The organism is Microbacterium suwonense, assembly GCF_030296555.1.
Lineage (GTDB): Bacteria > Actinomycetota > Actinomycetes > Actinomycetales > Microbacteriaceae > Microbacterium > Microbacterium suwonense.
In genome coordinates this window covers 1024693-1047480 of record NZ_AP027728.1, presented here as the reverse complement: position 1 = coordinate 1047480, position 22788 = coordinate 1024693, and the positions used below count along the sequence as shown (strand labels likewise).

The 22788-nt window shown below is 68.0% G+C and carries 20 protein-coding genes, 3 tRNA genes and 5 pseudogenes; 21 read left to right on the top strand and 7 right to left on the bottom strand.

The features are described 5' to 3' along the window. Window positions 1–61 precede the first annotated feature (61 nt). The 8 genes and pseudogenes from QUE33_RS05335 (at window position 62) to QUE33_RS05300 (ending at window position 7106) form a co-directional block, all read left to right on the top strand. Window positions 62–1111, top strand: a complete 1050-nt coding sequence (locus QUE33_RS05335) for a 3-isopropylmalate dehydrogenase (RefSeq protein WP_286302349.1) — start codon at window positions 62–64, stop codon at window positions 1109–1111. A gap of 47 nt (window positions 1112–1158) precedes the next feature. Next, window positions 1159–2256 (top strand): branched-chain amino acid aminotransferase, encoded by a 1098-nt coding sequence (locus QUE33_RS05330; RefSeq protein ID WP_286302348.1) that lies wholly within the window; start codon window positions 1159–1161, stop codon window positions 2254–2256. A 122-nt stretch (window positions 2257–2378) separates the two neighbouring features. Then, window positions 2379–3155, top strand: a complete 777-nt coding sequence (locus QUE33_RS05325) for a fumarylacetoacetate hydrolase family protein (protein ID WP_286302347.1) — start codon at window positions 2379–2381, stop codon at window positions 3153–3155. 4 nt (window positions 3156–3159) lie between these two features. Beyond that, window positions 3160–4418: pseudogene (locus QUE33_RS16370) on the top strand (MFS transporter). Between the two features lie 62 nt (window positions 4419–4480). After that, window positions 4481–5989: a glutamate--tRNA ligase gene (gltX, locus tag QUE33_RS05315; protein WP_286302346.1), complete on the top strand. Its 1509-nt coding sequence runs from the start codon at window positions 4481–4483 to the stop codon at window positions 5987–5989. 82 nt (window positions 5990–6071) lie between these two features. Next, the gene (locus QUE33_RS05310) at window positions 6072–6566 is read left to right on the top strand and encodes a lipocalin family protein (protein ID WP_286302345.1); all 495 of its coding nucleotides are present in this window, start codon (window positions 6072–6074) and stop codon (window positions 6564–6566) included. A gap of 88 nt (window positions 6567–6654) precedes the next feature. Continuing rightward, window positions 6655–6726: transfer RNA gene (locus QUE33_RS05305), tRNA-Gln, on the top strand. 164 nt (window positions 6727–6890) lie between these two features. Further along, window positions 6891–7106, top strand: a complete 216-nt coding sequence (locus QUE33_RS05300; protein WP_286302344.1) for a helix-turn-helix domain-containing protein — start codon at window positions 6891–6893, stop codon at window positions 7104–7106. A 639-nt stretch (window positions 7107–7745) separates the two neighbouring features. On the opposite strand, the gene QUE33_RS05295 is transcribed toward QUE33_RS05300, so the two are convergent. Beyond that, a complete protein-coding gene (locus QUE33_RS05295) occupies window positions 7746–9158 on the bottom strand; it encodes a plasmid pRiA4b ORF-3 family protein (RefSeq protein WP_286302343.1) in 1413 nt (470 codons plus the stop codon). Window positions 9159–9342: 184 nt separating this feature from the next. On the opposite strand from QUE33_RS05295, the gene QUE33_RS05290 reads away from it, so the two are divergent. The 4 genes and pseudogenes from QUE33_RS05290 to QUE33_RS05275 form a co-directional block, all read left to right on the top strand. Further along, complete coding sequence (locus tag QUE33_RS05290) at window positions 9343–9498, top strand: hypothetical protein (RefSeq protein ID WP_286302342.1); 156 nt, start codon at window positions 9343–9345, stop codon at window positions 9496–9498. Then, window positions 9498–9746, top strand: coding sequence for a hypothetical protein (locus QUE33_RS05285; protein ID WP_286302341.1), 249 nt, complete (start codon window positions 9498–9500; stop codon window positions 9744–9746). Before QUE33_RS05290 ends, QUE33_RS05285 begins: the two co-directional genes overlap by 1 nt. A gap of 444 nt (window positions 9747–10190) precedes the next feature. After that, the gene (locus QUE33_RS05280) at window positions 10191–10658 is read left to right on the top strand and encodes a hypothetical protein (protein ID WP_286302340.1); all 468 of its coding nucleotides are present in this window, start codon (window positions 10191–10193) and stop codon (window positions 10656–10658) included. 51 nt (window positions 10659–10709) lie between these two features. Continuing rightward, window positions 10710–11528 (top strand): annotated as a pseudogene (locus QUE33_RS05275) (pirin family protein); the annotation flags it as partial. 225 nt (window positions 11529–11753) lie between these two features. Here the strand turns inward: QUE33_RS05275 and QUE33_RS05270 are convergent. Next, window positions 11754–12227: a carboxymuconolactone decarboxylase family protein gene (locus tag QUE33_RS05270; RefSeq protein ID WP_286302339.1), complete on the bottom strand. Its 474-nt coding sequence runs from the start codon at window positions 12225–12227 to the stop codon at window positions 11754–11756. A gap of 134 nt (window positions 12228–12361) precedes the next feature. Here QUE33_RS05270 and msrA point away from each other — a divergent pair, with 134 nt between their 5' ends. Further along, window positions 12362–12919, top strand: coding sequence for a peptide-methionine (S)-S-oxide reductase MsrA (gene msrA / locus QUE33_RS05265; RefSeq protein ID WP_286302338.1), 558 nt, complete (start codon window positions 12362–12364; stop codon window positions 12917–12919). Window positions 12920–12962: 43 nt separating this feature from the next. On the opposite strand, the gene QUE33_RS05260 is transcribed toward msrA, so the two are convergent. Beyond that, a complete protein-coding gene (locus tag QUE33_RS05260) occupies window positions 12963–13424 on the bottom strand; it encodes an Lrp/AsnC family transcriptional regulator (protein WP_286302336.1) in 462 nt (153 codons plus the stop codon). Between the two features lie 137 nt (window positions 13425–13561). Between QUE33_RS05260 and QUE33_RS05255 the strand changes: the two are divergent. Both QUE33_RS05255 and pepN read left to right on the top strand, forming a co-directional pair. After that, window positions 13562–14754 (top strand): annotated as a pseudogene (locus QUE33_RS05255) (trans-sulfuration enzyme family protein). A gap of 54 nt (window positions 14755–14808) precedes the next feature. After that, window positions 14809–17316: an aminopeptidase N gene (pepN, locus tag QUE33_RS05250; RefSeq protein ID WP_286302334.1), complete on the top strand. Its 2508-nt coding sequence runs from the start codon at window positions 14809–14811 to the stop codon at window positions 17314–17316. Window positions 17317–17341: 25 nt separating this feature from the next. Here pepN and QUE33_RS05245 read toward each other — a convergent pair whose 3' ends face one another. Next, window positions 17342–17980 carry an MBL fold metallo-hydrolase gene (locus QUE33_RS05245; protein WP_286302332.1) on the bottom strand — a complete coding sequence of 213 codons (639 nt, stop codon included), beginning with the start codon at window positions 17978–17980 and terminating at the stop codon, window positions 17342–17344. A gap of 147 nt (window positions 17981–18127) precedes the next feature. On the opposite strand from QUE33_RS05245, the gene QUE33_RS05240 reads away from it, so the two are divergent. The 3 genes and pseudogenes from QUE33_RS05240 to QUE33_RS05230 all read left to right on the top strand — a co-directional run bounded on the left by QUE33_RS05240 (window position 18128) and on the right by QUE33_RS05230 (window position 19481). After that, window positions 18128–18200, top strand: a tRNA-Glu gene (locus QUE33_RS05240). Between the two features lie 122 nt (window positions 18201–18322). Beyond that, window positions 18323–19346: pseudogene (locus tag QUE33_RS05235) on the top strand (LLM class flavin-dependent oxidoreductase). 62 nt (window positions 19347–19408) lie between these two features. After that, window positions 19409–19481: transfer RNA gene (locus QUE33_RS05230), tRNA-Glu, on the top strand. 41 nt (window positions 19482–19522) lie between these two features. Here the strand turns inward: QUE33_RS05230 and QUE33_RS16440 are convergent. Beyond that, a pseudogene (locus QUE33_RS16440) lies at window positions 19523–19636 on the bottom strand (site-specific integrase); the annotation flags it as partial. Window positions 19637–19709: 73 nt separating this feature from the next. Here QUE33_RS16440 and QUE33_RS05225 point away from each other — a divergent pair. The 3 genes from QUE33_RS05225 to QUE33_RS05215 are packed head-to-tail and all read left to right on the top strand — an operon-like array spanning window position 19710 to window position 21443. Continuing rightward, window positions 19710–20528 carry an alpha/beta fold hydrolase gene (locus QUE33_RS05225; RefSeq protein ID WP_350226510.1) on the top strand — a complete coding sequence of 273 codons (819 nt, stop codon included), beginning with the start codon at window positions 19710–19712 and terminating at the stop codon, window positions 20526–20528. Beyond that, on the top strand, window positions 20521–21084 hold the full coding sequence (locus tag QUE33_RS05220; RefSeq protein ID WP_286302330.1) for a TetR/AcrR family transcriptional regulator: 564 nt from the start codon (window positions 20521–20523) through the stop codon (window positions 21082–21084). Before QUE33_RS05225 ends, QUE33_RS05220 begins: the two co-directional genes overlap by 8 nt. After that, window positions 21081–21443 carry a YrdB family protein gene (locus QUE33_RS05215; protein ID WP_286302328.1) on the top strand — a complete coding sequence of 121 codons (363 nt, stop codon included), beginning with the start codon at window positions 21081–21083 and terminating at the stop codon, window positions 21441–21443. The genes QUE33_RS05220 and QUE33_RS05215 overlap by 4 nt, the downstream gene beginning before the upstream one ends. Window positions 21444–21540: 97 nt before the next feature. Here the strand turns inward: QUE33_RS05215 and QUE33_RS05210 are convergent, their stop codons facing one another. Together QUE33_RS05210 and QUE33_RS05205 are read right to left on the bottom strand one after the other, a co-directional pair. Continuing rightward, the gene (locus QUE33_RS05210) at window positions 21541–21957 is read right to left on the bottom strand and encodes a hypothetical protein (protein ID WP_286302326.1); all 417 of its coding nucleotides are present in this window, start codon (window positions 21955–21957) and stop codon (window positions 21541–21543) included. Continuing rightward, on the bottom strand, window positions 21954–22787 hold the full coding sequence (locus QUE33_RS05205) for an MFS transporter (RefSeq protein ID WP_286302324.1): 834 nt from the start codon (window positions 22785–22787) through the stop codon (window positions 21954–21956). Before QUE33_RS05205 ends, QUE33_RS05210 begins: the two co-directional genes overlap by 4 nt. Window position 22788: the final 1 nt, after the last annotated feature.

Below are 22788 nucleotides of genomic sequence, written 5' to 3'. Positions count from 1 at the left end.
CTACGCTGAGATCGAAGTCCGCGGCGACCGCGCGGCGGACGGCCGTGATGCAAGGAGATCCATGTCGCGCGTCGTGAAGCTGGCTGTCATTTCGGGAGACGGGATCGGTCCGGAGGTCGTCGCTCAGGCCGAGCGCGTGCTCGACGCGGTGACGGAGCACAGCGACGTCACTTTCGAGAAGACGCCGTTCTCTCTGGGCGCGGCCCGGTATCTCGAGACCGGTGACACGCTGACGGATGCCGATCTGGAGTCCATCCGCGCACACGACGCGATCCTGCTGGGCGCGGTCGGAGGGGTGCCGGGGGATCCGCGGCTGAAGGATGCCAACATCGAGCGCGGTCTGCTGCTCAAGCTGCGGTTCGAGCTGGATCACTACGTGAACCTTCGTCCGTCCAAGCTCTTCGCCGGAGCGCCCGGGCCGCTCGCGAACCCCGGGCAGATCGACTTCGTCGTCGTCCGCGAGGGCACCGAGGGGCCGTACGTCGGCAACGGCGGCAGCATTCGCACGGGAACGCCGCACGAGATCGCGAACGAGACCAGCGTCAACACCGCCTTCGGCGTCGAGAGGGTCGTCCGCTACGCCTTCGACCTGGCTGAGCGGCGCCGGAAGAAGCTGACCCTGGTGCACAAGACGAACGTGCTCGTGCACGCCGGGGCGATCTGGAAGAGAGTCGTCGATCAGGTGGCATCCGAACACCCGGATGTGACGGTCGACTACCTGCACGTCGACGCCGCCACGATCTTCCTGGTCACGGATCCGGCTCGCTTCGACGTGATCGTCACCGACAACCTCTTCGGCGACATCCTCACCGATCTGGCCGGCGCCGTCACCGGCGGCATCGGCCTGGCGGCCTCCGGCAACATCAACCCCGATGGCGCCTTCCCGTCGATGTTCGAGCCTGTGCACGGGTCGGCACCCGACATCGCCGGACAGCACAAGGCCGACCCGACCGCTGCCATCCTGTCGGTGGCGCTGCTGCTCGACCACCTCGGGCTGCGTGATGAGGCCGCTCGCGTGCAACGCGCGGTGGAGCAGGACATCGCCGGCCGCGGCGAACCGCGCAGCACCGGCGAGATCGGCGACGCTGTGATCGCCCTGCTGCAGGCGTAATCTGACTGTATGCGAGCATCGACGCCGCATCTCGACCGAGGACAGACATGACCGACACCACGACAAGCGCCCGCACCGGTGAGCTCACGTTCACCGTGACGAAGAACCTCGCGGCCAAGAACCCGGCTCAGCGTGAAGAGATCCTGCAGAAACCCGGCTTCGGCGTGCACTTCACCGACCACATGGTCGACATCTGCTGGTCGGAGAACGGCGGATGGCACCGTCCGCGCGTGCAGCCCTACGGCCCGATCACGCTCGACCCGGCCGCCGCGGTGCTGCACTATGGGCAGGAGATCTTCGAGGGCATCAAGGCGTACCGGCACGCCGACGGCTCGGTGCACACCTTCCGTCCTGATCGCAATGCCGCTCGGCTGCAGCGCAGCGCACGTCGGCTGGCGCTGCCCGAGCTGCCGACGGAGTACTTCCTCCAGTCGCTGCGGGAGCTGATCGCGCTCGACGGCGACTGGGTGCCCTCGGGAGAGGACCAGAGCCTCTACCTGCGGCCCTTCATGTTCGCCAAGGAGGCCTTCCTGGGGGTGCGCCCGGCGAAGAAGGTGGCCTACTACCTGATCGCCAGTCCCGCCGGCGCGTACTTCTCGGGCGGAGTGAAGCCCGTGCGCATCTGGCTCAGCGAGAACTACGCCCGCGCAGGCAAGGGCGGCACGGGTGCGGCCAAGACCGGCGGCAACTACGCATCCAGCCTGCTGCCGCAGGCCGAGGCGTATGACAAGGGCTGCGACCAGGTGGTCTTCCTCGATCAGCACCGCAACGTCGAGGAGCTCGGCGGAATGAACGTCGTGTTCGTCTTCAAGGACGGCCGCGTCGTCACCCCGGCATCCGAGTCCATCCTCGAGGGCATCACGCGCGACTCCCTGCTGCAGCTGGCCGAGGACCGTGGGCTCACCGTCGAGCGTCGCCCGGTCTCGCTCGACGAGTGGCGACAGGGCGTGGCATCCGGTGACATCGTCGAGGTGTTCGCCTGCGGAACCGCCGCCGTGGTCACCCCCATCGGCGCGCTGGTCGGCGAGGGCTTCGAGGACGAGCAGCCCATCGGCGAGCTGGCGCTGTCGCTGCGCGAGGAGCTCACCGACATCCAGTACGGCCGCCGCGAAGACAAGCACGGCTGGCTGCTGCGCCTGTCCTGATTCTCCTTCCCCGACTCCCGTCTTCCCGTCCATACCCCGTGGTATTGACGTCCGCAGGGCGGGGTGTCCGGCGACAGCCCCGAGTCTCGTCGGGAGCGGGGGCGGCCAGCTAGGCTGTGCGGGTGAAGATCGCACGATTCAGCCACAGCGACGGCATCCGATACGGCATCGTCGACGAGAGCGATCTCGTCGTGCTCGACGGCGATCCGATGTTCGCAGGATTCGAGCCGACGGGGGAGCGGGTGCCTCTCGCGGATGCCGCTCTGCTGGCGCCGGTGATCCCGCGCTCGAAGGTGGTGTGTGTCGGGCGCAACTATCACGAGCACGCGGCGGAGTTCGGCAACGTCGCCCCCGAGGAGCCGCTGCTGTTCCTCAAGCCCAACACCTCGGTGATCGGCCCGGGTGATGCGATCGTGCGTCCGGCGGTCTCGGAGCGCACGGAGTTCGAGGGCGAACTGGTCGTGGTGATCGGGCGCATCGCCAAGAACGTGGTGGCGGCGGATGCCCTGGACTACGTCTTCGGCTACACCGTCGGGAACGACTTCACCGCCCGCGACATCCAGCGCAAGGACGGGCAGTGGACCCGCGGCAAGGGGTTCGACACCTTCTGCCCGCTCGGGCCGGTGATCGAGACCGAGTTCGATGCCGCATCCGCCCGCATTGAGACGCGGGTGAACGGAGACGTGCGGCAGCAGGCGCCGCTGACCGACATGATCCATTCCGTCGCCGACATCATCGCCTACGCCTCGGCGGCATTCACGCTGCTGCCGGGAGACGTCATCATGACCGGCACGCCCGCAGGGGTCGGACCCGTCGTGGCCGGCGACACCATCGAGGTCGAGGTGACCGGCATCGGCACGCTGCGCAACCCGGTGCGCGACGCGGCTCCGAGCACCTGAGCACGTGAGCGTCCTCACCACTGACGATCTCGCGGCTCTGCAACGCCGCACCGTCCGAGTGCTCTCGCTCGGACAGGTGCTCGGCGGCATCGCCTTCGGGTCGACCGTGTCGCTCGGCGCGCTGCTGGCTGCCGATCTGTCCGGCTCCGACGCACTGTCCGGTCTGGCCACGGCATCCGTCACCCTCGGTGCTGCGGCCTTCGCGATCCCGCTCGCTCGATTCGCCGCCCGTCGCGGCCGGCGGCTGTCGCTGACAGCCGGGAACCTGCTGGCGTTGGTGGGCGTCGGCGTGGTGATCCTCTCCGCGGCGCTGCGCGTGTTCCCGCTGCTGCTGATCGGGATCGTCATGATCGGGATGGGCAACGCCGGCAACCTGCAGTCGCGATTCGCTGCCGCAGATCTGGCTTCTCCCGAGCATCGTGCCCGCGATCTCTCGGTGGTGGTCTGGTCGACGACGGTCGGCGGGGTGGCGGGGCCGCTGCTGCTGACTCCGGGGAGCTGCTGGGGCAGGCGATCGGGATGCCGCCGCTGACCGGTGCGTACCTGTTCTCGCTGGTGGCGCAGGCCACCGCTCTCGTGCTGTATCTGGTCGCACTGCGCCCGGATCCGCTGCTGACGGCGCTGAACCTCGCCAGGCAGCCCTCGCAGGCGTCGGTGCTGGGCGCGAGCGCCGATCATCCGGTCAGCGCTCGCTATGCGATCTTCGCGGTCTCGGGTTCGCACGCCGTGATGGCGTCCGTCATGGCGATGACGCCGATCCACCTGTCGCACATGGCACATCACGCCGGCGGTGCGCACACCACCAGCGCGGATGTGACCCTGTTGGTGGGAGTGACGATCGCACTGCATGTCGCGGGTATGTACGGGCTGTCTCCGCTGTTCGGCGTCCTCGCTGACCGCTGGGGGCGGGTGCGCGTCGTGCTGCTGGGGCAGGGGATGCTCGCGGCATCCCTGATCACGGCGATCGTCGCCGGGGAGCACCCGGCGGGAGTGATGGTCGCGCTGATTCTGCTGGGCCTGGGCTGGAGCGCGGCGACGGTCGCCGGCGCGGCGCTGCTGACTGAATCGTCGACGGTGACGATGCGTCCGCGCCGCCAGGGACTCAGCGACTCCCTGATGAGCCTGACGGCCGCTGCGGGTGCGGCCGCCGCAGGCTGGGTGCTCACCGAGTTCGGCTATGGCGGACTCGGCGTCGTGGCGCTCGTGTTCGTGATCGCGATCATCGTCCTGTCGCCGCTGGGCAGGATCCGCCCGACGCCCTGAGGCGTCTCACTCGTCTGGGGCGTCTCGGCCGCGGCATCCGCCCCCGATAGGATCGAGGGGATATGGCTACTGTGCATCCCCTCACCACCACCGCCACCGGGTCAGACATCCGCGTGCGCTTCTGCCCCTCGCCGACCGGCCTGCCTCACGTCGGTATGGTGCGCACGGCGCTGTTCAACTGGGCGTATGCGCGGCACAACGGCGGAAAGCTGATCTTCCGCATCGAGGACACGGATGCTGCGCGTGACAGCGAGGAGAGCTTCCGGCAGCTGGTAGACGCTCTCACCTGGATGAAGATCGACTGGGACGAGGGCGTCGAGGTCGGCGGCCCGCACGCGCCATACCGTCAGTCGCTGCGGCACGACATCTACCGCGAGGTGATCGAGAAGCTGAAGGCGTCCGGCGCCGTGTACGAGAGCTTCTCCACCGGCGAGGAGATCGACGCGCGCAACGAGGCGAACGGACGAGCGAAGCAGCTCGGCTATGACAACTACGACCGCGATCTGACCGATGAGCAGAAGGCGGCGTTCCGCGCAGAGGGGCGCCAGCCCGCATTGCGTCTGCGCGTGCCGGACGAGGATCTCACCTTCGAGGACCTGATCCGCGGTGAGGTGACCTTCCCTGCCGGGTCGTTCCCTGACTTCGTGGTGGTGCGTCCGAACGGGCAGCCGCTGTACACCTTCGTGAACCCGGTCGACGATGCGCTGATGGGCATCACGCACGTGCTGCGCGGCGAGGACATCATGCCGTCCACGGCCCGCCAGCTGGTGCTGTACGACGCGCTGATCCAGGCCGGCGTCGCCTCTTTCGTGCCGCGCTTCGCGCACATGCCGCTGGTGCTGGGCGAGACCGGCAACAAGAAGCTCTCCAAGCGCGACCCGCAGGCTGACCTGTTCCTGCACCGGGAGCGCGGCTTCATCCACGAGGGTCTGCTGAACTATCTGGCGCTGTTGGGCTGGTCGATCGCGCCGGACCGCGACGTGTTCTCGCTGGAGGAGTTCATCGAGGCGTTCGACATCGCCGACGTCAACCCGAACCCGGCCCGCTTCGACCAGAAGAAGGCCGAGTCGATCAACGGCGACCACATCCGTCAGCTGGACGGCAAGGACTTCGCCGAGCGGATGCTGCCGTACCTGGCCGATGCGGGCGTGTTCGGATCGGCCGAACCCACGCACGAGCAGATCGTGCTGGCGTTCCGCGCGGCACCGCTGGTGCAGGAGCGGATGCAGCTGCTGGGGGAGGCACCCGGACTGCTCGGCTTCCTGTTCACCGACGAGATCGAATACCAGGCGGATGCGCTGAAGGGTATGCCGGCGAACGCTGCCGAGGTGCTCACCGCATGCGCGGCGGCGCTGGAGCCTGTGGAGGACTTCACCCCGGATGCTGTGCAGGCCGCGCTCTCAGCATCCCTGGTCGACGACCTCGGACTCAAGCCGCGCGTCGCCTACGGTCCGCCGCGCGTCGCGCTCACCGGGCGCCGCGTCTCGCCGCCCCTGTTCGAGTCGATGGAGCTGCTGGGCAAGGACGAGACGCTGCGCCGCCTGCGGGCGCTGGCCGACAGGCTCTCTTAGCCGAATCGCCGTCGGCTGCGCAAGCCCTTTTCCGGTCTGCCGGCGACTGCCTACGGTGGTCGGAAGCAGAGGGGAGAGCAGGATGACGGATGAGGTGCGTTCGGTGCCGGCGCTGGAGCTGGGGCGATACCTGGGACTGTGGTTCGAGGTCGGCAGGCTTCCGCTGAGGTTCGAAGACGACGGTGCGCGGGATGTCACCGCCGAGTACTCCCTGGAGGACGGGGGAGTGGTGCGCGTCGACAACCGATGCCTGGACGATCAGGGCGAGCCCACCCAGGCGCTCGGCGAGGCGATTCCCGACGAGGAGCACCCGGGGCGGCTGCGCGTGACCTTCCTGCCGGAGGCGCTGCGCTGGATTCCGTTCACGAAGGCGGACTACTGGGTGCTGCGCATCGACGAGGCCTATGAGCATGCGCTCGTGGGCACGCCCGACCACAAGCATCTCTGGCTGCTCTCGCGCACGCCACAGATCTCGGATGCCGTGGAGGAGACCTACCTCGAGACCGCGCGCGACCAGGGGTACGACCTCGAGTCATGGATCCGGCCCGCGCAGTCGGGGCAGGTGGTGCAGGTCTGAGAGGGCCACGCCCACAGGCGCGGCGATTCGCGATCTCGCTCCCGCTCCGGTAAGCTTGAACCTCGGTGCGAGGCTCCGGTTTCGCCCTTGGGGTATGGTGTAATTGGCAACACGGCTGATTCTGGTTCAGTTGTTCTTGGTTCGAGTCCAGGTACCCCAGCAACGAATCGCTAGAGTTCTCTAGGAAGTCCGGCCTCCTCTTCACTCCGTCGAGTGGCCCGATCTGGCGCCTGGTGACCAGATTGGTGACCAGAAACCCTCACGGGGTGCGTTTCGCGGTCGTCTCTGCCGATGAGGTACGCACTCGGCCCCGCTCCTGCTGCCATGAACCTGTCTGACTTGGAAGCTCATGCACGCATCGAGGTCGCGCCCGCGTTCCTGACCCAGGCCGAGGTCGCCGTGCTCCTGGGCGTGCCCGAGCGCACGCTCGAAGGCGGGCGACTCACGAAGTCCGGGCCGCCGTGGCTGAAGCTCGGCCGGCACATCAGGTACGACCGCGACGACGTGCTCGTCTGGGAGCGAGAGCAGCGTCATGTCTAGGCCGAAGATCGCCGCCGGCGAGATCGGCCAGGTGCAGGTGACCCAACTCGCGAACGGCAAATGGCTGGCACGCGCCCGGATGCGCGACGGCTCGCGAGCTGGTGCAACTCCGTGCCGAAGGTGCCACCGAGTCTGACGCCCGCGAGGAGCTGATGTCTCGCGCGAAGACGCAGATCGCGGTTCCCAAGCGGTCGCATACGCCGGTAATCACCTATCCTCCGGTGATGGTGTTCCGCTTTGACGAGGTCTCTTTCGACTCTGGCTGACGTCGTTCGAGGCAGGGCCGGGAGAGCCGGTGCGCATCTACGACGCGGCGAGGACGGTGGATCTCATGAGATTTCGAAAACGCCTTGGCGAGCCGATCGCGCACGCCGCGCTTCACCGATACCTGGCAGCACCGAACTCGAAACGGTACTGCTGCTGGAGTATGCGGAGACGCTGGGGACGTTCGGGCGGATGCGCGCTGCGCTCGATGTTGCGAGTCCCCGATGAGTAGGCCCACGCGAGAGAGCGCCGCAGGGCGCGCATACCTCGTCGGCACGCGTCACGCCGTCCGACCCGACAGGATCCGCTACAGGTAGGACGGACCTGTGCCGGTTTCTGTTGAACCTGGCCGCAGCCGATCCGGTAGACAGACGATCAAGCCCGTATGGCGGCCCGGGTGATGGCTGAGACAGCCGTGTTCACCCCCTTGGGCCGCCAGTTTGCGCGCATCGCCCCCGCGAGCAGGTGAAGTATGTCGAGCGTGGGACTCTCGGGTGAGGGGGCGCGGTAGGGGTCCTCGCGGTCGCGCCAGCCGAGCTCGAGCAGGAGTTCACTGATGCGCGACTCCCACAGTTCAGCGGGCGTCTCGCTCGCGACGACGGCGAGTGCCATCCATCCGGCGTGCCGCTCTGCGGGGGTTGTTCCGAGCGGGAGTCGGCCGATGATGTGTCGCAGGATCGCCTGCGGGTCATCTCTACGTTTGGCGATGGCCTGAGTCGGAGCGATGCGGCCTGTGCGCACCGACACCAGTCCCAGTGCTCGCGCCGTGGCGCGCAGCTCCCAGACGGGCCAGGTGAGGTCTTCGCGGTTGGCCTTGCCGATCCACCAGTCAGTGATGCCCGTGCGGTGCGCGATCTGCTCGACCGCGGCGGGCTTCAGATACCCGGCGGTGGTGAGCGCCATGCCGTCCCCAACGACGTCGAGGAGCACACGGAACGGCTCGGTGACGTCAGCGGCATCGCCGGTGCTCACGTCGGTTACACCGGACGTGGCCGGATGCGCGAGCGCGTTGCGCAGGCCGTGTGTGCCGCGATTGCGTGCCAGTTCGAGCAGCGACTCGAGTTCCTCGACGACTGGGATCGGCTCCGCGGTCACTATGGTGATGAGCTCGTTCGTCTCGTCGATGTCGAACACGTCGGGATGCCAGCCGTCGGGCAGCCAGGCGCGCCCTTCCGCAGTGCTGTCGAACACCTCGGGTCTGAGTGCGTCGTCGTAGCCGCTGCGCACCCAGTCCGCGAGTTCACTGTAGCCCCAGACGCCGCCGCAGTCCTCTGGCGGGCAGGCGAGCTTCCCGCCGACGCACACCGGAGTCGGGGGAGGGCTGTCGAGCACCTTCTCGACGCGCAGGACGTGCTTCCAGTCATCTCCGAAGTCGTAGTCGTACCAGAGCCGATCACCCTCCTCAGCGATGACCTGATCGAGACGCACATCGTCTTCAAGCATCCCCTCGTCGCCCTCGTCGAGGTCGAACTGCGTGAGGAACTCGGGAGGGTTCCGGTCATTGCTCGTGCGGAAGCGGTGCAGGTGGCTGTCGGTCCATCCCATCGCCGCCTGGATCACCTCGTGCAACCGCGGGAGGAGGATGTCGCCGGGAACCTCGATGCGCCGCCACACCGGCGGCTTCGTGCGCTGCAGGTCGATGCGGATGCGGAACCACCGCACCGTAGTCGGGACGGGGAGGAGCTGCGGCTCGGGGCGACGCCAGAGATCGTCCAGGTGATCAGCGTCGGGCCTCAGTGAGGCGATGAGCTTCTGTAGATCGAGTGCCTCGAACTTCTCGGATGTCATCTTCCTTCTTCCGGCTCGGGCACACCGCTTCGGGATGCGCCATCGCGATCAATTCTCGCGGAGCACGGTGGTGTCCGCTCAACTGCTGGTCAGGGAAGTGCCTGGCGGGGCGCGCACCGCACCCCGCCAAGCGGGAGCCGGCACGATAGAATGAAACCAATCCTGTTCTCCCGGACGTGAGCATATGAAGCGCAAGGACGTCACCCGCGAGGCGCTTCATCGTGCCGCTCTGCGTTCCACGCGGGCGTCGGCGGCGTTGGAGAACAGGTCGGTGCCGGTCGGTGTTACTCGCTCTGAACGGGTCGAGCGCTTCCTTGCCGCGCGCAAGCAGCGCGATTGATGGGTGTCGAGCCCGGCTACGGCGAGACCTCGTTGGACCCGGAAGAAGCAGACGCCCTCACCCCACAGGCTCGTGAGATCTTCGGCGATGAGCCGAAGAAGATCGACCTTTACGAGGCCGAACAGGCGATCAACGATGAGATCAGCATTGCGTTGCTCGATGACATCGCCGACGGGCGACTCGTGCTCGCCGATATCCTCACGGACGCGTTCCTCCGTGACCTGCATCAGAAGCTCTACGGAGACTGAGGTCGACGGCCAGACTCCCGTGGCGCCGGATGTCGCGGTGGCGCGCCACTGGCTTGAACGGATCATCGGCCTTATCGCCTCATCGCCCGCTCCCGATTGACACAGGTTGGACGCAGGAGGCGAAGGCGACCGCCGCGTCTGTCGGCTGTGCGTCGCTGACTGTTGGGCCTGCGGGCTGTAAGCGCCTTGCCTAGAAGTGCTCTGGTCGCCAACCCAACAGATACGTATCCGCGAGTTAGAGAACTTCGTCATGCCCCGGCACCGAAGCACGGCGTTTTCCGTGAAGACGCGATTCAAGCAGCGACATGGGCGGCATGGATCGAGGATCTCGATGAGAACAGCCCGGCGCGTCAGTTGCGGCTCGGTTTCGACACTCGTGGTCGATTCCTGCCTCGTTCCCGGCGACGCCCCGCCTCGGAGGGCACACACGCGTAGATTCGAATCGTGGCAACCTCAGCATCCGTCTCCTCCTCCGCAGCGATGCGCTTCACAGGCGCCGCTGCGGTCGTCGTCGGCGGGTTGGTCGCTGCAGTGACCGGCCCGCTCGAGCTGAGCAAGGGCAGCTGGGCTGCGGCGTATCTCGTTCTCGTGGTGGGCGTCGCCCAGGTGGCGATGGGTTCCGCGCGGCAGCACTGGCGCAAGGCGGGCCGCGCGGCACCGGGCTGGTGGCAGTTCGGACTGTGGAACCTCGGCAACTTCGCGGTGATCGGCGGGACGCTCGCGGGCGTCACGATCGTCGTCATCCTCGGGTCGGCGGCGCTCGTGGCCGCTCTGGTCATCGCCTTCCTCGTGACCTTACGGATCGACACCGCACCCCGACGGGTCCCGCTGATCGCCTACCGCATCCTGCTCGTCATCCTTGCTGTCAGCATCCCGGTCGGAATGGTGCTCTCCGCGATCCGCAACGTGTAGCGCCGGCATAGGCACCCGCGCGGCGGGGATGGCTACGCTGGCAGGACACGGATGCCGAGGAGCAGCATGAGCAACCAGGAACGCAACCCTCCCGAGCGTCTTCTCGAGCCCGGGCAGCTGTGCACGGATGTCGAGGTGCTCACCCCGCGCGAGGTACCGCTGGGCGGCATCCGCGCCATGACGGTGTACCGCACGCTGCCGCAGAAGCAGCGCTCCCTGGTCGGCGCTTGGTGCTTTCTCGACCACTACGGACCCGACGACGTCGCCGACACCGGCGGGATGGAGGTGCCCCGGCACCCGCACACCGGGCTCGCGACTGTCTCCTGGCTGTTCACCGGGCGCATCGACCACCTCGACTCGAACGGAGTGGATGCGGCTGTGCTCCCCGGCGAGCTGAACCTGATGATCGCCGGCCGTGGCATCACCCACCAGGAGATCAGCGCTCCCGACACCACCGTGCTGCACGGCGTGCAGCTCTGGTACGCACTGCCGGATGCCACCCGCTTCTCCGACCACGACTTCACCCACTACGTTCCCGAGCCGGTGGAACTGCCCGGCGTCAGCGTACGCGTGTTCATCGGATCGCTGCTGGGCTCGACCTCGCCGGTCCAGACGCGCACGCCAGACCTGCTCGGAGCGGAGCTGACACTCGACCCTGGCGCCGAGGTGCTGCTCGATCTCCGCGCCGATTTCGAGCACGCTGCCCTCGCCGAGACCGGTTCGATCCTGGTCAACGGAAGCCCTGTGCAGCATCGTGAACTGGGTTACGTGCCAACCGGTGCCGACACGCTGCGCATCTCCGCCGGGCCCGACGGCGCCAGGGTGATCCTGCTCGGCGGAGTGCCGCTGGGGGAGCAGATCGTGATGTGGTGGAACTTCATCGGCCGCAGCCACGACGAGATCGTCGAGTTCCGGCGCCGCTACCAGGCCGAGCTCGGTTTCGAACCCGCCGATCCGCGGGACGAGGAAGTCCTGCGCTGTTCGGCCCGTACGCCGACGGACAGCTCCCCGCACTGCCGGCCCCGCCGATGCCGACCGTCACGCTGCGTCCGCGCGAGTGAGCTCAGCGCGCCGCAGAGAGATCAGGCAGAGAGGTCAGGCGAGCGGCTCGCCGTCGATGCCGCGCGGGCGCACCGGATGCTCGCTGAGGATCGAGATCCTGTTGAAGGCGTTGATGGTCAGCGCGACCCACTCCGCGGCGGCGAACGCCTCATCGCCGAGCACCGCGCGAGCGCCCGCCAGATCGGCCTTGGACTCCTCGCTCAACGGCATCCGGGTGACCGCCTCGGCGATGGCCAGCACCGCCGTCTCACGCTCGCTGTACAGCGACGTCTCACGCCAGGCGGCGATCAGATCGAGCTTCTGCTGCGGGATGCCGGATTCCCTGGCCTCCCGGGAGTGCAGATCCAGGCAGAACGCGCAGGCGTTCAACTGCGAGGCACGCACCTTGATCAGCTCGCTCTCCTCGGTCGAGAGTCCGCTGCTCTGCGCCCGCTTGGCGACGACCGCGGAGTAGGAGGTGATCGCCTTCCAGACCTCTGGCGCGGACTTGTCCAGGTACGGGCGCATGACTTTCCTCCGGGTATGCGGTGCGGGCCTGCGTGGCACCGCCGTCAGCACCAACCTAGAGCCACTCGGCCCCGATCGCCGAACGCAGGGGAGAGAATGGAGGGGTCATGATTCCCGACCAGAGGAGCACAGCGATGACCAGCGGCACCAGCGACACCGGAGCGATCACCCGCCAGCCGGGCACCGAGACGGCCGTGCTCGCGGGCGGCTGCTTCTGGGGCATGGAGGATCTGATCCGCCGCCGACCCGGCGTTCTCGGAACCCGTGTCGGCTACACCGGCGGCGAGAACGACCACGCCACCTACCGGAACCACCCCGGCCATGCCGAGGCCATCGAGATCGTCTACGACCCGTCGAAGACGAGCTACCGTGACATCCTCGCGTTCTTCTTCCAGATCCACGACCCCTCCACGCTGAACCGCCAGGGCAACGACCTCGGCACCAGCTACCGCTCGGCGATCTTCCCGCTCGATGCGGAGCAGGAGCGGATCGCGCGCGACACGATCGCCGATGTCGACGCGTCCGGGCTGTGGCCAGGGCCCGTCGTGACGACCATCGAGCAGCCCGGGCCGTTCTGGGAGGCCGAGCCCGAGCACCAGGACTACCTGGTGCGCTATCCCGACGGCTACACCTGCCACTTCCCGCGCGCAGGCTGGGTGCTGCCGCGCCGAGACGCGGCGACCACCGCCTGACACGCGGCGACCACCGCCTGACACGCGGCGACCCGGGGCGCCGTTAGCCGGCGACCGCCGGCAGCACGCCCGCGCCCTCGCGCCGTTCGAAGACCAGCTGCGTCTCGGTGGCGCGCACCACATCGTGTACGGTGATGTGGTCCAGCACGATGTCGCGCAGAGCGCTGGCATCCGACACGGCCACATGCAGCAGGAAATCGTCGACGCCGGCGATGTGAAACACCTGCAGTACTCCGGGCGTCGCGACGAGTGCGTCGAAGAGGGCGTCGACGCCGCTCTTGCTGTGGTTGGCGAGGCGTACGCGGATCATCGCCTGAACGCTGGCGCCGAGCGCCGCCGGCTCGATCACCACGCGCAGGCCCGCGATCACCCCGCGCGACCGCAGCGAGCGCAGCCGGAATGAGCAGGTGGATGCCGGGATGCCGAGCGCCGAGGCGAGCTGCTTGACCGGTGCATCCGGCTGCGCCGAGAGTGCCGCGATGATCCGAAGGTCGAGCTCGTCCACCCCGACCGTATGCGCTGCTGCCAATCTCCACTCTCCAGAACTCGGGTTCATTGGTCTGTCAACAACATACGCGACCACAGCGCTCACGAACGACAGGGATGGTGGACGATCGTCGCTGTGCAGAGCATTCTGGTGTCATGGCTGATCTTCCCCTCCATCCCGATACCGTCGCCGTCCACGCCGGGCGCTCCGATCTCGCCGCACTCGGTGTGCACGCCGCCCCGATCGACCTCTCCTCGACCAACCCGCTGCCCGACATCCTGCACGGCGGCGACTCCTACGAGTCGATGGCCAACGGCGGGCATCCGCTGCCGGAGGGCGGTAACGTCTATGCGCGACTGTGGAACCCCACGGTGGCGCGCTTCGAAGAAGCTCTGGCGGAACTGGAGCATGCCGAGGCGGCCGTGGCGTTCAGTTCGGGGATGGCGGCGACGACCGCCATGATCCTGGCGCACACGACAGCCGTCGGCAAGCATCATGTCGTGGCGGTGCGTCCGCTCTACGGTGGCACCGACCATCTGCTGGACTCCGGTCTGCTCGGCGCCGAGGTGACGTTCTGCGACGAAGACGCCGTGGCCGCCGCCCTCCGTCCAGACACCGGGCTGATCGTGTTGGAGACGCCGGCGAACCCGACGCTGGACCTGGTCGACATCGCCGCCGTCGTCGAGCAGGCACAGGGCGTGCCCGTGGTGGTCGACAACACCTTCGCCACGCCGCTGCTGCAGAACCCACTCGACCTGGGCGCGGCCATGTCGCTGCACAGCGCCACGAAGTACATCGGCGGTCACGGCGACGTGATCGCCGGCGTCATCGCCTGCACCGAAGAGACCGCTCAGGCCCTGCGGCGCGTGCGCGCGATCACCGGAGCCGTGCTGCACCCGCTCGGCGCCTACCTGCTGCACCGCGGACTGGCCACACTGCCGGTGCGGATGCAGGCTCAGCAGGCGAATGCTCGCGCGCTGGTCGCGAAGCTGCAGGACAACCCGGCGGTGGCCGAGGTGTTCTACCCCGAGGTCGACGACGTCCGCGGCATCGTCGGCCGGCAGCTGCGCGGCGGCGGCGCGATGATCGCGATCCGACTGGTCGGCGGATACGGCGCCGCTGAGGCGCTCACCGGCGCCGTGCGCCTGTTCACCCATGCGGTGTCGCTCGGGGAGTGGACTCGCTCATCCAGCATCCTGCGGCTCTCACGCACCGTCCGGTTGCAGCCTCGGCCCGTCCCGGGGCGGACATCGTCCGGCTGTCGATCGGGTTGGAGAACGTCGACGACCTCGCCGCGGATCTGGAGCGGGCGCTCGCCAAGGCGGCATCGCTCGCCGCGGCCGTCTGAGGCAGGCAGCAGGACGGTTGCACGGGCCGAGGGTCGACGTGTCACGATGGATCAATGAGTTCCGCCAACGTGACCGCCAACCTGACCCGTGAGGAGACCGCCGAACGGGCATCGCACATCACTGTGCACGACATCCGTGTCGAGCTGGATCTCAGCGGCGCTCCCGAGCGGGCGCGCACCGGATTCCCCACGGTCACCACGCTGAGGTTCGACGCCTCGGCGGATGCGACCTGGATCGACTTCATCGGCGAGTCCGTGACGCGCGTGACCGTCGACGACCGTGAGCGCGAGGTGCGCTACGACGGCGCGCGGATCCTGGTCGATGGTCTCAGCGCGCACAATGTTGTGCGCGTGGAGGCCGTCGCCGCATACAGCCGCTCGGGTGAGGGCATGCACCGCTTCCACGACCCGGTCGACGGCGAGACCTACCTGTACACGCAGTACGAGCCGGCCGACGCGCGCCGCGTGATGGCCTGCTTCGAGCAGCCCGATATGAAGGCCTCCTACACCTTCGACATCACCGCTCCCGCCGGCTGGCACGTACTCTCCAACCAGTCGCCGGCGCGGGTGCGCGAGGGCATCGGCGTGCAGCGCGTCGAGTTCGCGCCCACCCTGCCGATCTCCAGCTACATCACGTCGGTTGCTGCAGGCCCCTACGCGCGCATCGACGGAGAGTGGTCGCGCGGCGATCAGCGCATCGACCTCGGCGTGCTGTGCCGTGCATCGCTGGCCGAGCACCTGGAGGCCGACGAGATCATCGAGGTCACCAGGCAGGGGCTCGACTTCTTCAGCGATGCCTTCGCGTACCCGTACCCGTGGGGCAAGTACGATCAGATCTTCGTGCCCGAGTACAACCTCGGAGCCATGGAGAATCCGGGGCTGGTCACGTTCACCGAGGCCTACATCAACCGCGGGGCCGCCACCGACGCGCAGCGTGGCGGACGGGCGAACACGATCCTGCACGAGATGGCGCACATGTGGTTCGGTGATCTGGTCACGATGCGCTGGTGGGACGACCTGTGGCTCAAGGAGTCGTTCGCCGACTACATGGGAACGCACGCGTCCGCGGCGGCCACGCGGTTCACCGACGCCTGGGCGCGCTTCGCGAACAGCCGCAAGACCTGGGCGTACCGGCAGGACCAGCTGCCCACCACGCATCCGATCGTCGCCGACATCCCCGACCTCGAAGCAGCCAAGTTGAACTTCGACGGGATCACCTATGCCAAGGGCGCCGCCGTGCTCAAGCAGCTGGTGGCGTTCGTCGGCGAGGACGCGTTCTTCGAGGGCGCCCGACGCTACTTCGCCGCCCACGCGTTCGGAAACACCACACTGGAGGATTTGCTCGACGAGCTCGAAGAGGTCTCCGGTCAGGATCTGAGAACCTGGGCGCGACTGTGGCTGCAGACCAGCGGGGTCGCGACGCTCTGGCTGGAGACGGATGCCGAGGGCCGCCGGGTGCTCGTGCAGGACGGTGGTGCGGCAGGTCCCCGCCCGCACCGACTGCGCATCGGTCTGTACGACCTTCAGGATGGCCGCCTCGCGCTGCGCGAGCGCATCGAGCTCGGTATCGAGCAGGATCGCACCGAGGTTCAGGTGCCGGATGCCGACCTTGTGCTGCTGAACGACGACGACCTGACCTACGCCAAGGTGCGGCTCGATGAGAGGTCGCTCGCCACGGTGGAGCAATCCCTGTCGGCGCTCGAGGACGACCTCGCACGCGGTCTGGTGTGGTCGTCGCTGTGGAACGCCACCCGTGACGGCGAGCTGGGCGCGGAGCGCTACCTCGACATCGTCCGCCTTCATGGCCCGGCCGAATCGAACGTCGCCCTGCTCACCGCGGTGCTGTTGAACGCCGCCTTCGCGGTGCGCCACTACGTCGCCGACGATGCTCGCGACGGTCAGAGCCGGGCCTGGGTGGACACGACCTGGGCAGCGCTGCAGTCAGCGGATGCCGGGGGAGACGCGCAGCTGGCCTGGGCGCGCGCCTTCGCCGCCGCAGCCGGGTACGGCGGTGGCCACGAAGATCACCTGCGCGGCATCCTGGATGGCGACGCGCCCCGCGGTCTGCCGGTGGATGCCGATCTGCGATGGCTGATGCTGACCTCTCTGGCGACCACCGGGAACGCCACCGTCGAGGAGATCACCGCCGAACGCGCTCAGGACGACACCGCCACCGGACGGACCGCAGAGATCCGCGCACTCGCCTCTAGACCGGATGCCCAGACGCGCGCGGACGCCTGGCACGCGGCCTGGAACGATCTGACGCTCACCAACGACCACCTGGACGCCACCATCGGCGGCTTCCGGGCGGGTGGCCGGCGGGATCTGATCGCGTCTTTCGACGCCGAGTACTTCGAGCGCATCCGCGACGTCTGGTCGACGCGCAGTATCGAGCTCGCCCAGCGACTGGTCGTGGGGCTGTTTCCGGCCACGCCGGACACCTCGCTCGTCGACGCCTGGCTGGAGCAGAACACCGACGCGCCCGGCGCACTGCGGCGCCTGCTGATCGAGTCGAGAGACGATCTCGCGCGGGATCTGCGGGTGCGCGCGGCGCAGGGCTGACCTCGGCGCGGCGCCCCGCTGCGGGTCACAGCTCCAGGGAGTCTCCCGGCTGCAGGTCGACGTACACCCCGCCGCCCTGTTCCGTCGCCCACTGCAGCCGCTGCCGGTGCATGCCGCGGCCGACGCTCGACAGCGGCACGTCGTGGGTGCCGAAGGCGCGCCGCGGCGCAACGGCGAGCACGAAGTCCATCGCCTCGCCGATCTTCAGCCAGGGGGCGCCCATGGGGGCGACGAGTGTGTCCACCTGTACGCCCTCGGGAACTGCATAGGAATCGCCCGGGTAGTAGAGCTGATCGTTCACGAGCACGCCGACATTGTCGACGCGGGGCAGCGACGAGTGGATGACCGCGTGCTCACCGCCGAAGAACCGCAGGGAGAACTCGCCGACGGCCACCGCATCACCCGGGGCGACCACGGTGATGTCATAGGCGTCGGCTGCCGCCGCCACACCGGCCGGTGCGTAGATCGGCGTTCCCGGCGCCGACCCCAGAAGTCGGTCGAGATGCTCGGGTGTCCAGTGATCGGGATGCTCGTGAGTGATCACGACGGCGACCAGCTCATCGATGGGTTCGATCGGGCTGGTGAAGGATCCCGGATCCACGACGAGGGACTGACCGCGATGGTCCAGACGAAGGGCGGCATGTTCGAACTTGGTGACGCGCATGACCAGAGTCAACACCCGGTCGGCGCGCGCTGCAAGTCATGGCGGGCGACACGCCCGTCGTGCACGTGCCGATGGGCATGATTTGGTGCCGACAGAACCGTCATGGGAGACTTCCATGGTTGCCATGACGGCCCGCACGGGCCACGCGGCCCCATCGTATAGCGGCCTAGTACGCCGCCCTCTCACGGCGGTAACGCGGGTTCGAATCCCGCTGGGGTCACAGCGCGACACGAAGGCCCTTCGAGCAGATCGAAGGGCCTTCGTCATCTGTTCCGAACACACCCGCTGCAGCTCAGATGCATGCGGTGGAATGAATGTCGCCGGAAAGAGGTTGTGAACGGCATGACGGACATCGAATTCGGACTCGACACCTTCGGTGGAGTCACCCGTGACGCCGGCGGCGACCCGGTCGCGCACCCGCAGGTGATCAGAGACGTCGTGGAGCAGGCGGTGCTTGCCGACAGCGTCGGTCTGGACTTCTTCGGCGTAGGGGAGCATCACCGTCCCGACTTCGCGGTCTCCAGTCCCGAGATGGTGCTGGCGGCGATCGCCTCGCGCACGGAGCGCATCCGGCTGGGCTCGGCCGTCACGGTGCTCAGCTCCGATGACCCGGTGCGCGTGTTCGAGCGGTTCGCCACTCTCGACGCCGTTTCGAACGGCCGCGCCGAGATCGTGGCAGGTCGGGGCTCGTTCATCGAGTCGTTCCCGCTGTTCGGCTTCGATCTGCGTCAGTACGAAGAGCTCTTCGAGGAGCGCCTCGATCTGCTCTCCCAGCTGCTGAAGGAGCGGCCGGTCACCTGGCAGGGCAGCACTCGCGCTCCGTTGGAGAACCAGCGGGTGTTCCTCGCACGGCGGGTGGTCTGCCCACCTGGGTGGGAGTAGGGGGCAGCCCGGACTCCGTCGTGCGCACGGCGCGCTACAACTTCGGTCTCTTCCTGGCGATCATCGGGGGACCGGCGACGCGGTTCGCTCCGTACATCGATCTGTTCGACCGTGCTCAGGATCAGTACGGCGTCGAACCCAAGCCGGTGGCGGTGCACTCGCCCGGTCTGGTGGCCGAGACAGACGAGGAGGCACGGGCGATCACCCATGACGGCTGGCTCGCCATGCGCACCCGCCTGGGTGAGGAGCGCGGCTGGGCGCCGCCGGCGGTCGGGGACTTCGAGCGGGAGATCGAGGAGGAGCACTGTACATCGGCTCGCCGGAGACCGTCGCACGCAAGATCGTGACGACGCTGAACACGCTGCGCGTGAACCGCTTCGATTTCAAGTACGACCAGAACGGCGTCAGCCACGACGCGATGCTGCAGTCCATCGGCCTGTACGGCGAGAAGGTCGTGCCGATGGTGAAGGACATGCTCGGCTGAGCACGTCGCGCCCGATTTGTTCGGCCGTATTCGTCATGGCATACTTGAACGGTTGCAGTGACGGCCCCATCGTATAGCGGCCTAGTACGCCGCCCTCTCACGGCGGTAACGCGGGTTCGAATCCCGCTGGGGTCACGAACAGGAAAACCCCCGGTCATCCGGGGGTTTTCGCATTTCCGCTGCACGGCCTTCACATTCGCCCCTGCGTTGACGGCGAGTGACGCGGCGGTGTGCCTCAGCTCGTGCGGTGTGAGGCCCTTGAGCCCGACGTCCGCCGCGTCATCGAACCAGCCGGCCAGGTGAACGCGGCCACAGTGGATCAGTGGAAGTTACTATGCGTATCGGTCTGTTATGCTGGATAACATGAGGATGATGAGGGTGGAACGGCCTGGCGGAGTGGTCGCTGTGGGGACGGGTGGTGCGGGGCCACTGGTGGTGTGTGTGCCTGGGATGGGTGAATCGCGGGCGTCGTTCCGTCATCTTGTTCCGAGTCTGGTGGACGCGGGGTTTCGGGTCGCAGTGATGGATCTGCGCGGGCACGGAGACAGCTCGGTCAGCTTCGACGCGTATGACGACCCGGCGGCCGCGGGCGATGTGCTCGCGGTGATCGACGCGCTCGGTGGCGGCTCGGCGACGGTGGTGGGGAACTCGATGGGCGCGGCAGCCGGGGTGCTCGCGGCGGCGGAGCGCCCCGATGCGGTGGAGCGGTTGGTGCTGATCGGGCCATTCGTGCGGGATCACGGGTCAGCCACGACTCGCCTGTTCATGCGAATGCTGTTGGCTCGCCCGTGGGGGCCGCGGGTGTGGCGCAGTTACTTTCCCTCGCTGTTCGGGCAGTCGACACCTGCCGACCACGAAGAACATGTCGATCGGGCGCTCGCCCTGCTGCGGCGACCCGGACGGTGGACAGCGTTCCAGGCCACGGCACGCACCTCCCACGCACCGGCCGAAGCTGCACTCCCACGTGTGAATGCCGCGACGCTGGTCGTGATGGGGGACAAGGATCGCGACTTCCCCGATCCGGTGACCGAAGCGGCCTGGGTCGCGGGGGCGCTGCGTGGCGAGCGCCGGATGATTCCCGGCGCAGGTCACTACCCGATGGCTGAGCAGCCCGCCGAGACGCTGGCCGCGATACTGCCGTTCCTCGAAGGATCGGACGATCAGGAGGTATCGCATGGCTGAACGCCTCACCCGAAGCGCGGTGGTTGAACGCGCCGCTTCGCTGTCAGACGACATCGGCCTTGACGAGCTGACGATCACCAAACTTGGTCGTTCGCTCGGTATCGCCCCGCCGGGCGTCTACCGGCACGTCACCGACCTCGGCGACCTGCGCAGCGCGCTCGGCCAGCAGGCCGCACGCGAGGTCGCCGCCGCCCTGTCGACCGCGTGCGCTGGGCTCTCGGGCATCGACGCCTTGGCCGCCCTCGCGCACACCCTGCGGGCGTGGGCTACCCGGCATCCCGGCCGGTATGCGGCGCTGCAAGTCGCTCCTGACCCGGACGACACCGACGGGCAGGCCGCTGCCCAGAGCGTGATCGAAGTGATCGCGTCGGCGCTGCGGGCCTACCGGCTCGACGGTGACGATCTGACCGATGCGATTCGTCTGATCCGCGCCACTCTGCACGGTTTCCTCGCTCTGGAACAGTGCGGAGGATTCAAATTGTCGCGCAGCCTCGACGACACGTTCGCGCGCGCGGTTGACTCCCTCGATACCGTGCTCACCGGGTGGTCGTCGTGACTGAGACCGGGCCGCTCGACGGCGCATCCGCCGGCCGGACGATCGCGCTGACCGTGCGATTCCTGCTCGAACTCGCCCTTCTCGCCGGAGTCGCCGTCCTCACCTGGAACCTCACTGTGGGGTGGTGGCGATGGCCTGCGGCAATCCTCGGAGTGGCCGTCGTCGCGACCGTGTGGGGCCTGTTCCTCTCGCCCAAAGCGGCCGTGCCGCTGCGCCAGCCCGCCCCACTGGGGATCGAGGTCGCCCTGTTCGTTGGCACTGGAGCCGGGCTGCTCGCCGTTGGGTTCGGCATCTCCGCCGGGATCGGTGTCGGTCTCTGGATCATCGACCGAATCGCCCTCGCCCTCATCCAGAACTGAACACTCGACAGCCCCGAGGTGAACGACCGCTGGCGACGCTGTAGATCGAGCGTTCGGCCCCGGGATCTGCGGTGCGAAGGAGTCCTAGCTGCACTGCCTAGGAAGGCCCCTGTGTGCGCAGTGAGATCGCACGCAGCTGCGGGTTGCGCAGCGGCATGATCATCAGCAGCGCCATCGCGCCGCCGTACATGGCGAACGGCACCCACAGCGGCAGGATGCCGGCGATCAGGCCGAACATCGCCATGGCGGCGGGCATCAGGCAGTCATCGCCCAGGCGCAGAATGGATCCCAGCCGTCCCAGGTAGTCGGGGGCGGCGGTCGCCGCAAAGGTGGAGCTCAGCAGGGTCGACGCGAAGCCGGCAGTGCATCCGATCGCAAGGCAGCCGACGCCGACCACGACGGGTGAGCCGATGCCGAGCGCGACGATCCCGGCGCCCTGCACCATCAGTGCGGTGAACCCGCCGATCGCCTCGTGTCGCGGGCGCCAGCGCACGACGGTCAGTGCACCGATCATCGCCCCACCGCCCACCAGCGCCTCGAAGATGCCGACCGCTCCTGCACCCCATCCGTGCGAGGTCGCCTGCAGGGGAGCCCGATCGCGATCGCCGGGCCCACTGCGAGGTTCAAGCCCGACAGGGCGATCACCAGTGTGCGCGTCGCACGCTCCTGCCCGAGGTGTCGGAATCCGTCGGCCACGCCGCGCAGCACGTTCTGCTGCGTCGACGCACGCGGCAGCGCGAAGCGGGGTCGCAGCCACAGCACGATGAAGGCGATGACGACCACGTAGGTCACGGTGTTCAGGCCGGCGCTGCCGGCGATGCCGAAGGCCGCCACCAGGAAACCGCCGATGGCGGAACCCGCCATGGTGCCCAGGCGAGAGAGCGTCTGGCTGAGAGCCGAGTACGCCGGTAGATCGGCCGGCGCCACGAGCTGACGCGGCATCGTCCCCGCCGCCGGTTCGAAGAAGGCGTCGCACAGCCCGAAGGCGATGCTCGCGATCAGCAGCAGGGCGACGGTGGGCGGTGCGGCGAGGCACCAGACGGCGACGGAGACCAGCACGACCACGCGCAGCGCGTTGAATGTGATCATCAGCCGTCGGGCGTCTTTGCGGTCGGCGTACGCGCCGCCGAGCAGCAGCACGATCGCGCGGGGCACGGTCCCTGCGGCGACGACGAGACCGGCCACAGCAGGAGAGGCGATCTGCACGGCGGTCCAGGCGAAGGCGATCGTGAAGATCGCATCGCCGGCATCCGAGAAGGCTTTGATCGCCAGCCAGGTCTGCACCATGCGGTCGCGGCGGAACGCGGGCGGCTCGCGCAGCAGGCGGGGTTCGGTCGTGGTCATC

What these genes read in the sequence shown, in the direction of transcription:
- QUE33_RS05295 (WP_286302343.1), bottom strand. Translation starts at nt 9,158, where the DNA reads ATGACATCCGAGAAGTTCGAGGCACTCGATCTACAGAAGCTCATCGCC.
- QUE33_RS05290 (WP_286302342.1), top strand. Translation starts at nt 9,343, where the DNA reads ATGAAGCGCAAGGACGTCACCCGCGAGGCGCTTCATCGTGCCGCTCTG.
- pepN (WP_286302334.1), top strand. Translation starts at nt 14,809, where the DNA reads ATGAGTTCCGCCAACGTGACCGCCAACCTGACCCGTGAGGAGACCGCC.
- QUE33_RS05270 (WP_286302339.1), bottom strand. Translation starts at nt 12,227, where the DNA reads ATGCGCCCGTACCTGGACAAGTCCGCGCCAGAGGTCTGGAAGGCGATC.
- msrA (WP_286302338.1), top strand. Translation starts at nt 12,362, where the DNA reads ATGACCAGCGGCACCAGCGACACCGGAGCGATCACCCGCCAGCCGGGC.
- QUE33_RS05245 (WP_286302332.1), bottom strand. Translation starts at nt 17,980, where the DNA reads ATGCGCGTCACCAAGTTCGAACATGCCGCCCTTCGTCTGGACCATCGC.
- QUE33_RS05310 (WP_286302345.1), top strand. Translation starts at nt 6,072, where the DNA reads ATGACGGATGAGGTGCGTTCGGTGCCGGCGCTGGAGCTGGGGCGATAC.
- QUE33_RS05330 (WP_286302348.1), top strand. Translation starts at nt 1,159, where the DNA reads ATGACCGACACCACGACAAGCGCCCGCACCGGTGAGCTCACGTTCACC.
- gltX (WP_286302346.1), top strand. Translation starts at nt 4,481, where the DNA reads ATGGCTACTGTGCATCCCCTCACCACCACCGCCACCGGGTCAGACATC.
- QUE33_RS05220 (WP_286302330.1), top strand. Translation starts at nt 20,521, where the DNA reads ATGGCTGAACGCCTCACCCGAAGCGCGGTGGTTGAACGCGCCGCTTCG.
- QUE33_RS05225 (WP_350226510.1), top strand. Translation starts at nt 19,710, where the DNA reads ATGAGGATGATGAGGGTGGAACGGCCTGGCGGAGTGGTCGCTGTGGGG.
- QUE33_RS05335 (WP_286302349.1), top strand. Translation starts at nt 62, where the DNA reads ATGTCGCGCGTCGTGAAGCTGGCTGTCATTTCGGGAGACGGGATCGGT.
- QUE33_RS05205 (WP_286302324.1), bottom strand. Translation starts at nt 22,787, where the DNA reads ATGACCACGACCGAACCCCGCCTGCTGCGCGAGCCGCCCGCGTTCCGC.
- QUE33_RS05210 (WP_286302326.1), bottom strand. Translation starts at nt 21,957, where the DNA reads ATGATCGGTGCACTGACCGTCGTGCGCTGGCGCCCGCGACACGAGGCG.
- QUE33_RS05285 (WP_286302341.1), top strand. Translation starts at nt 9,498, where the DNA reads ATGGGTGTCGAGCCCGGCTACGGCGAGACCTCGTTGGACCCGGAAGAA.
- QUE33_RS05300 (WP_286302344.1), top strand. Translation starts at nt 6,891, where the DNA reads ATGAACCTGTCTGACTTGGAAGCTCATGCACGCATCGAGGTCGCGCCC.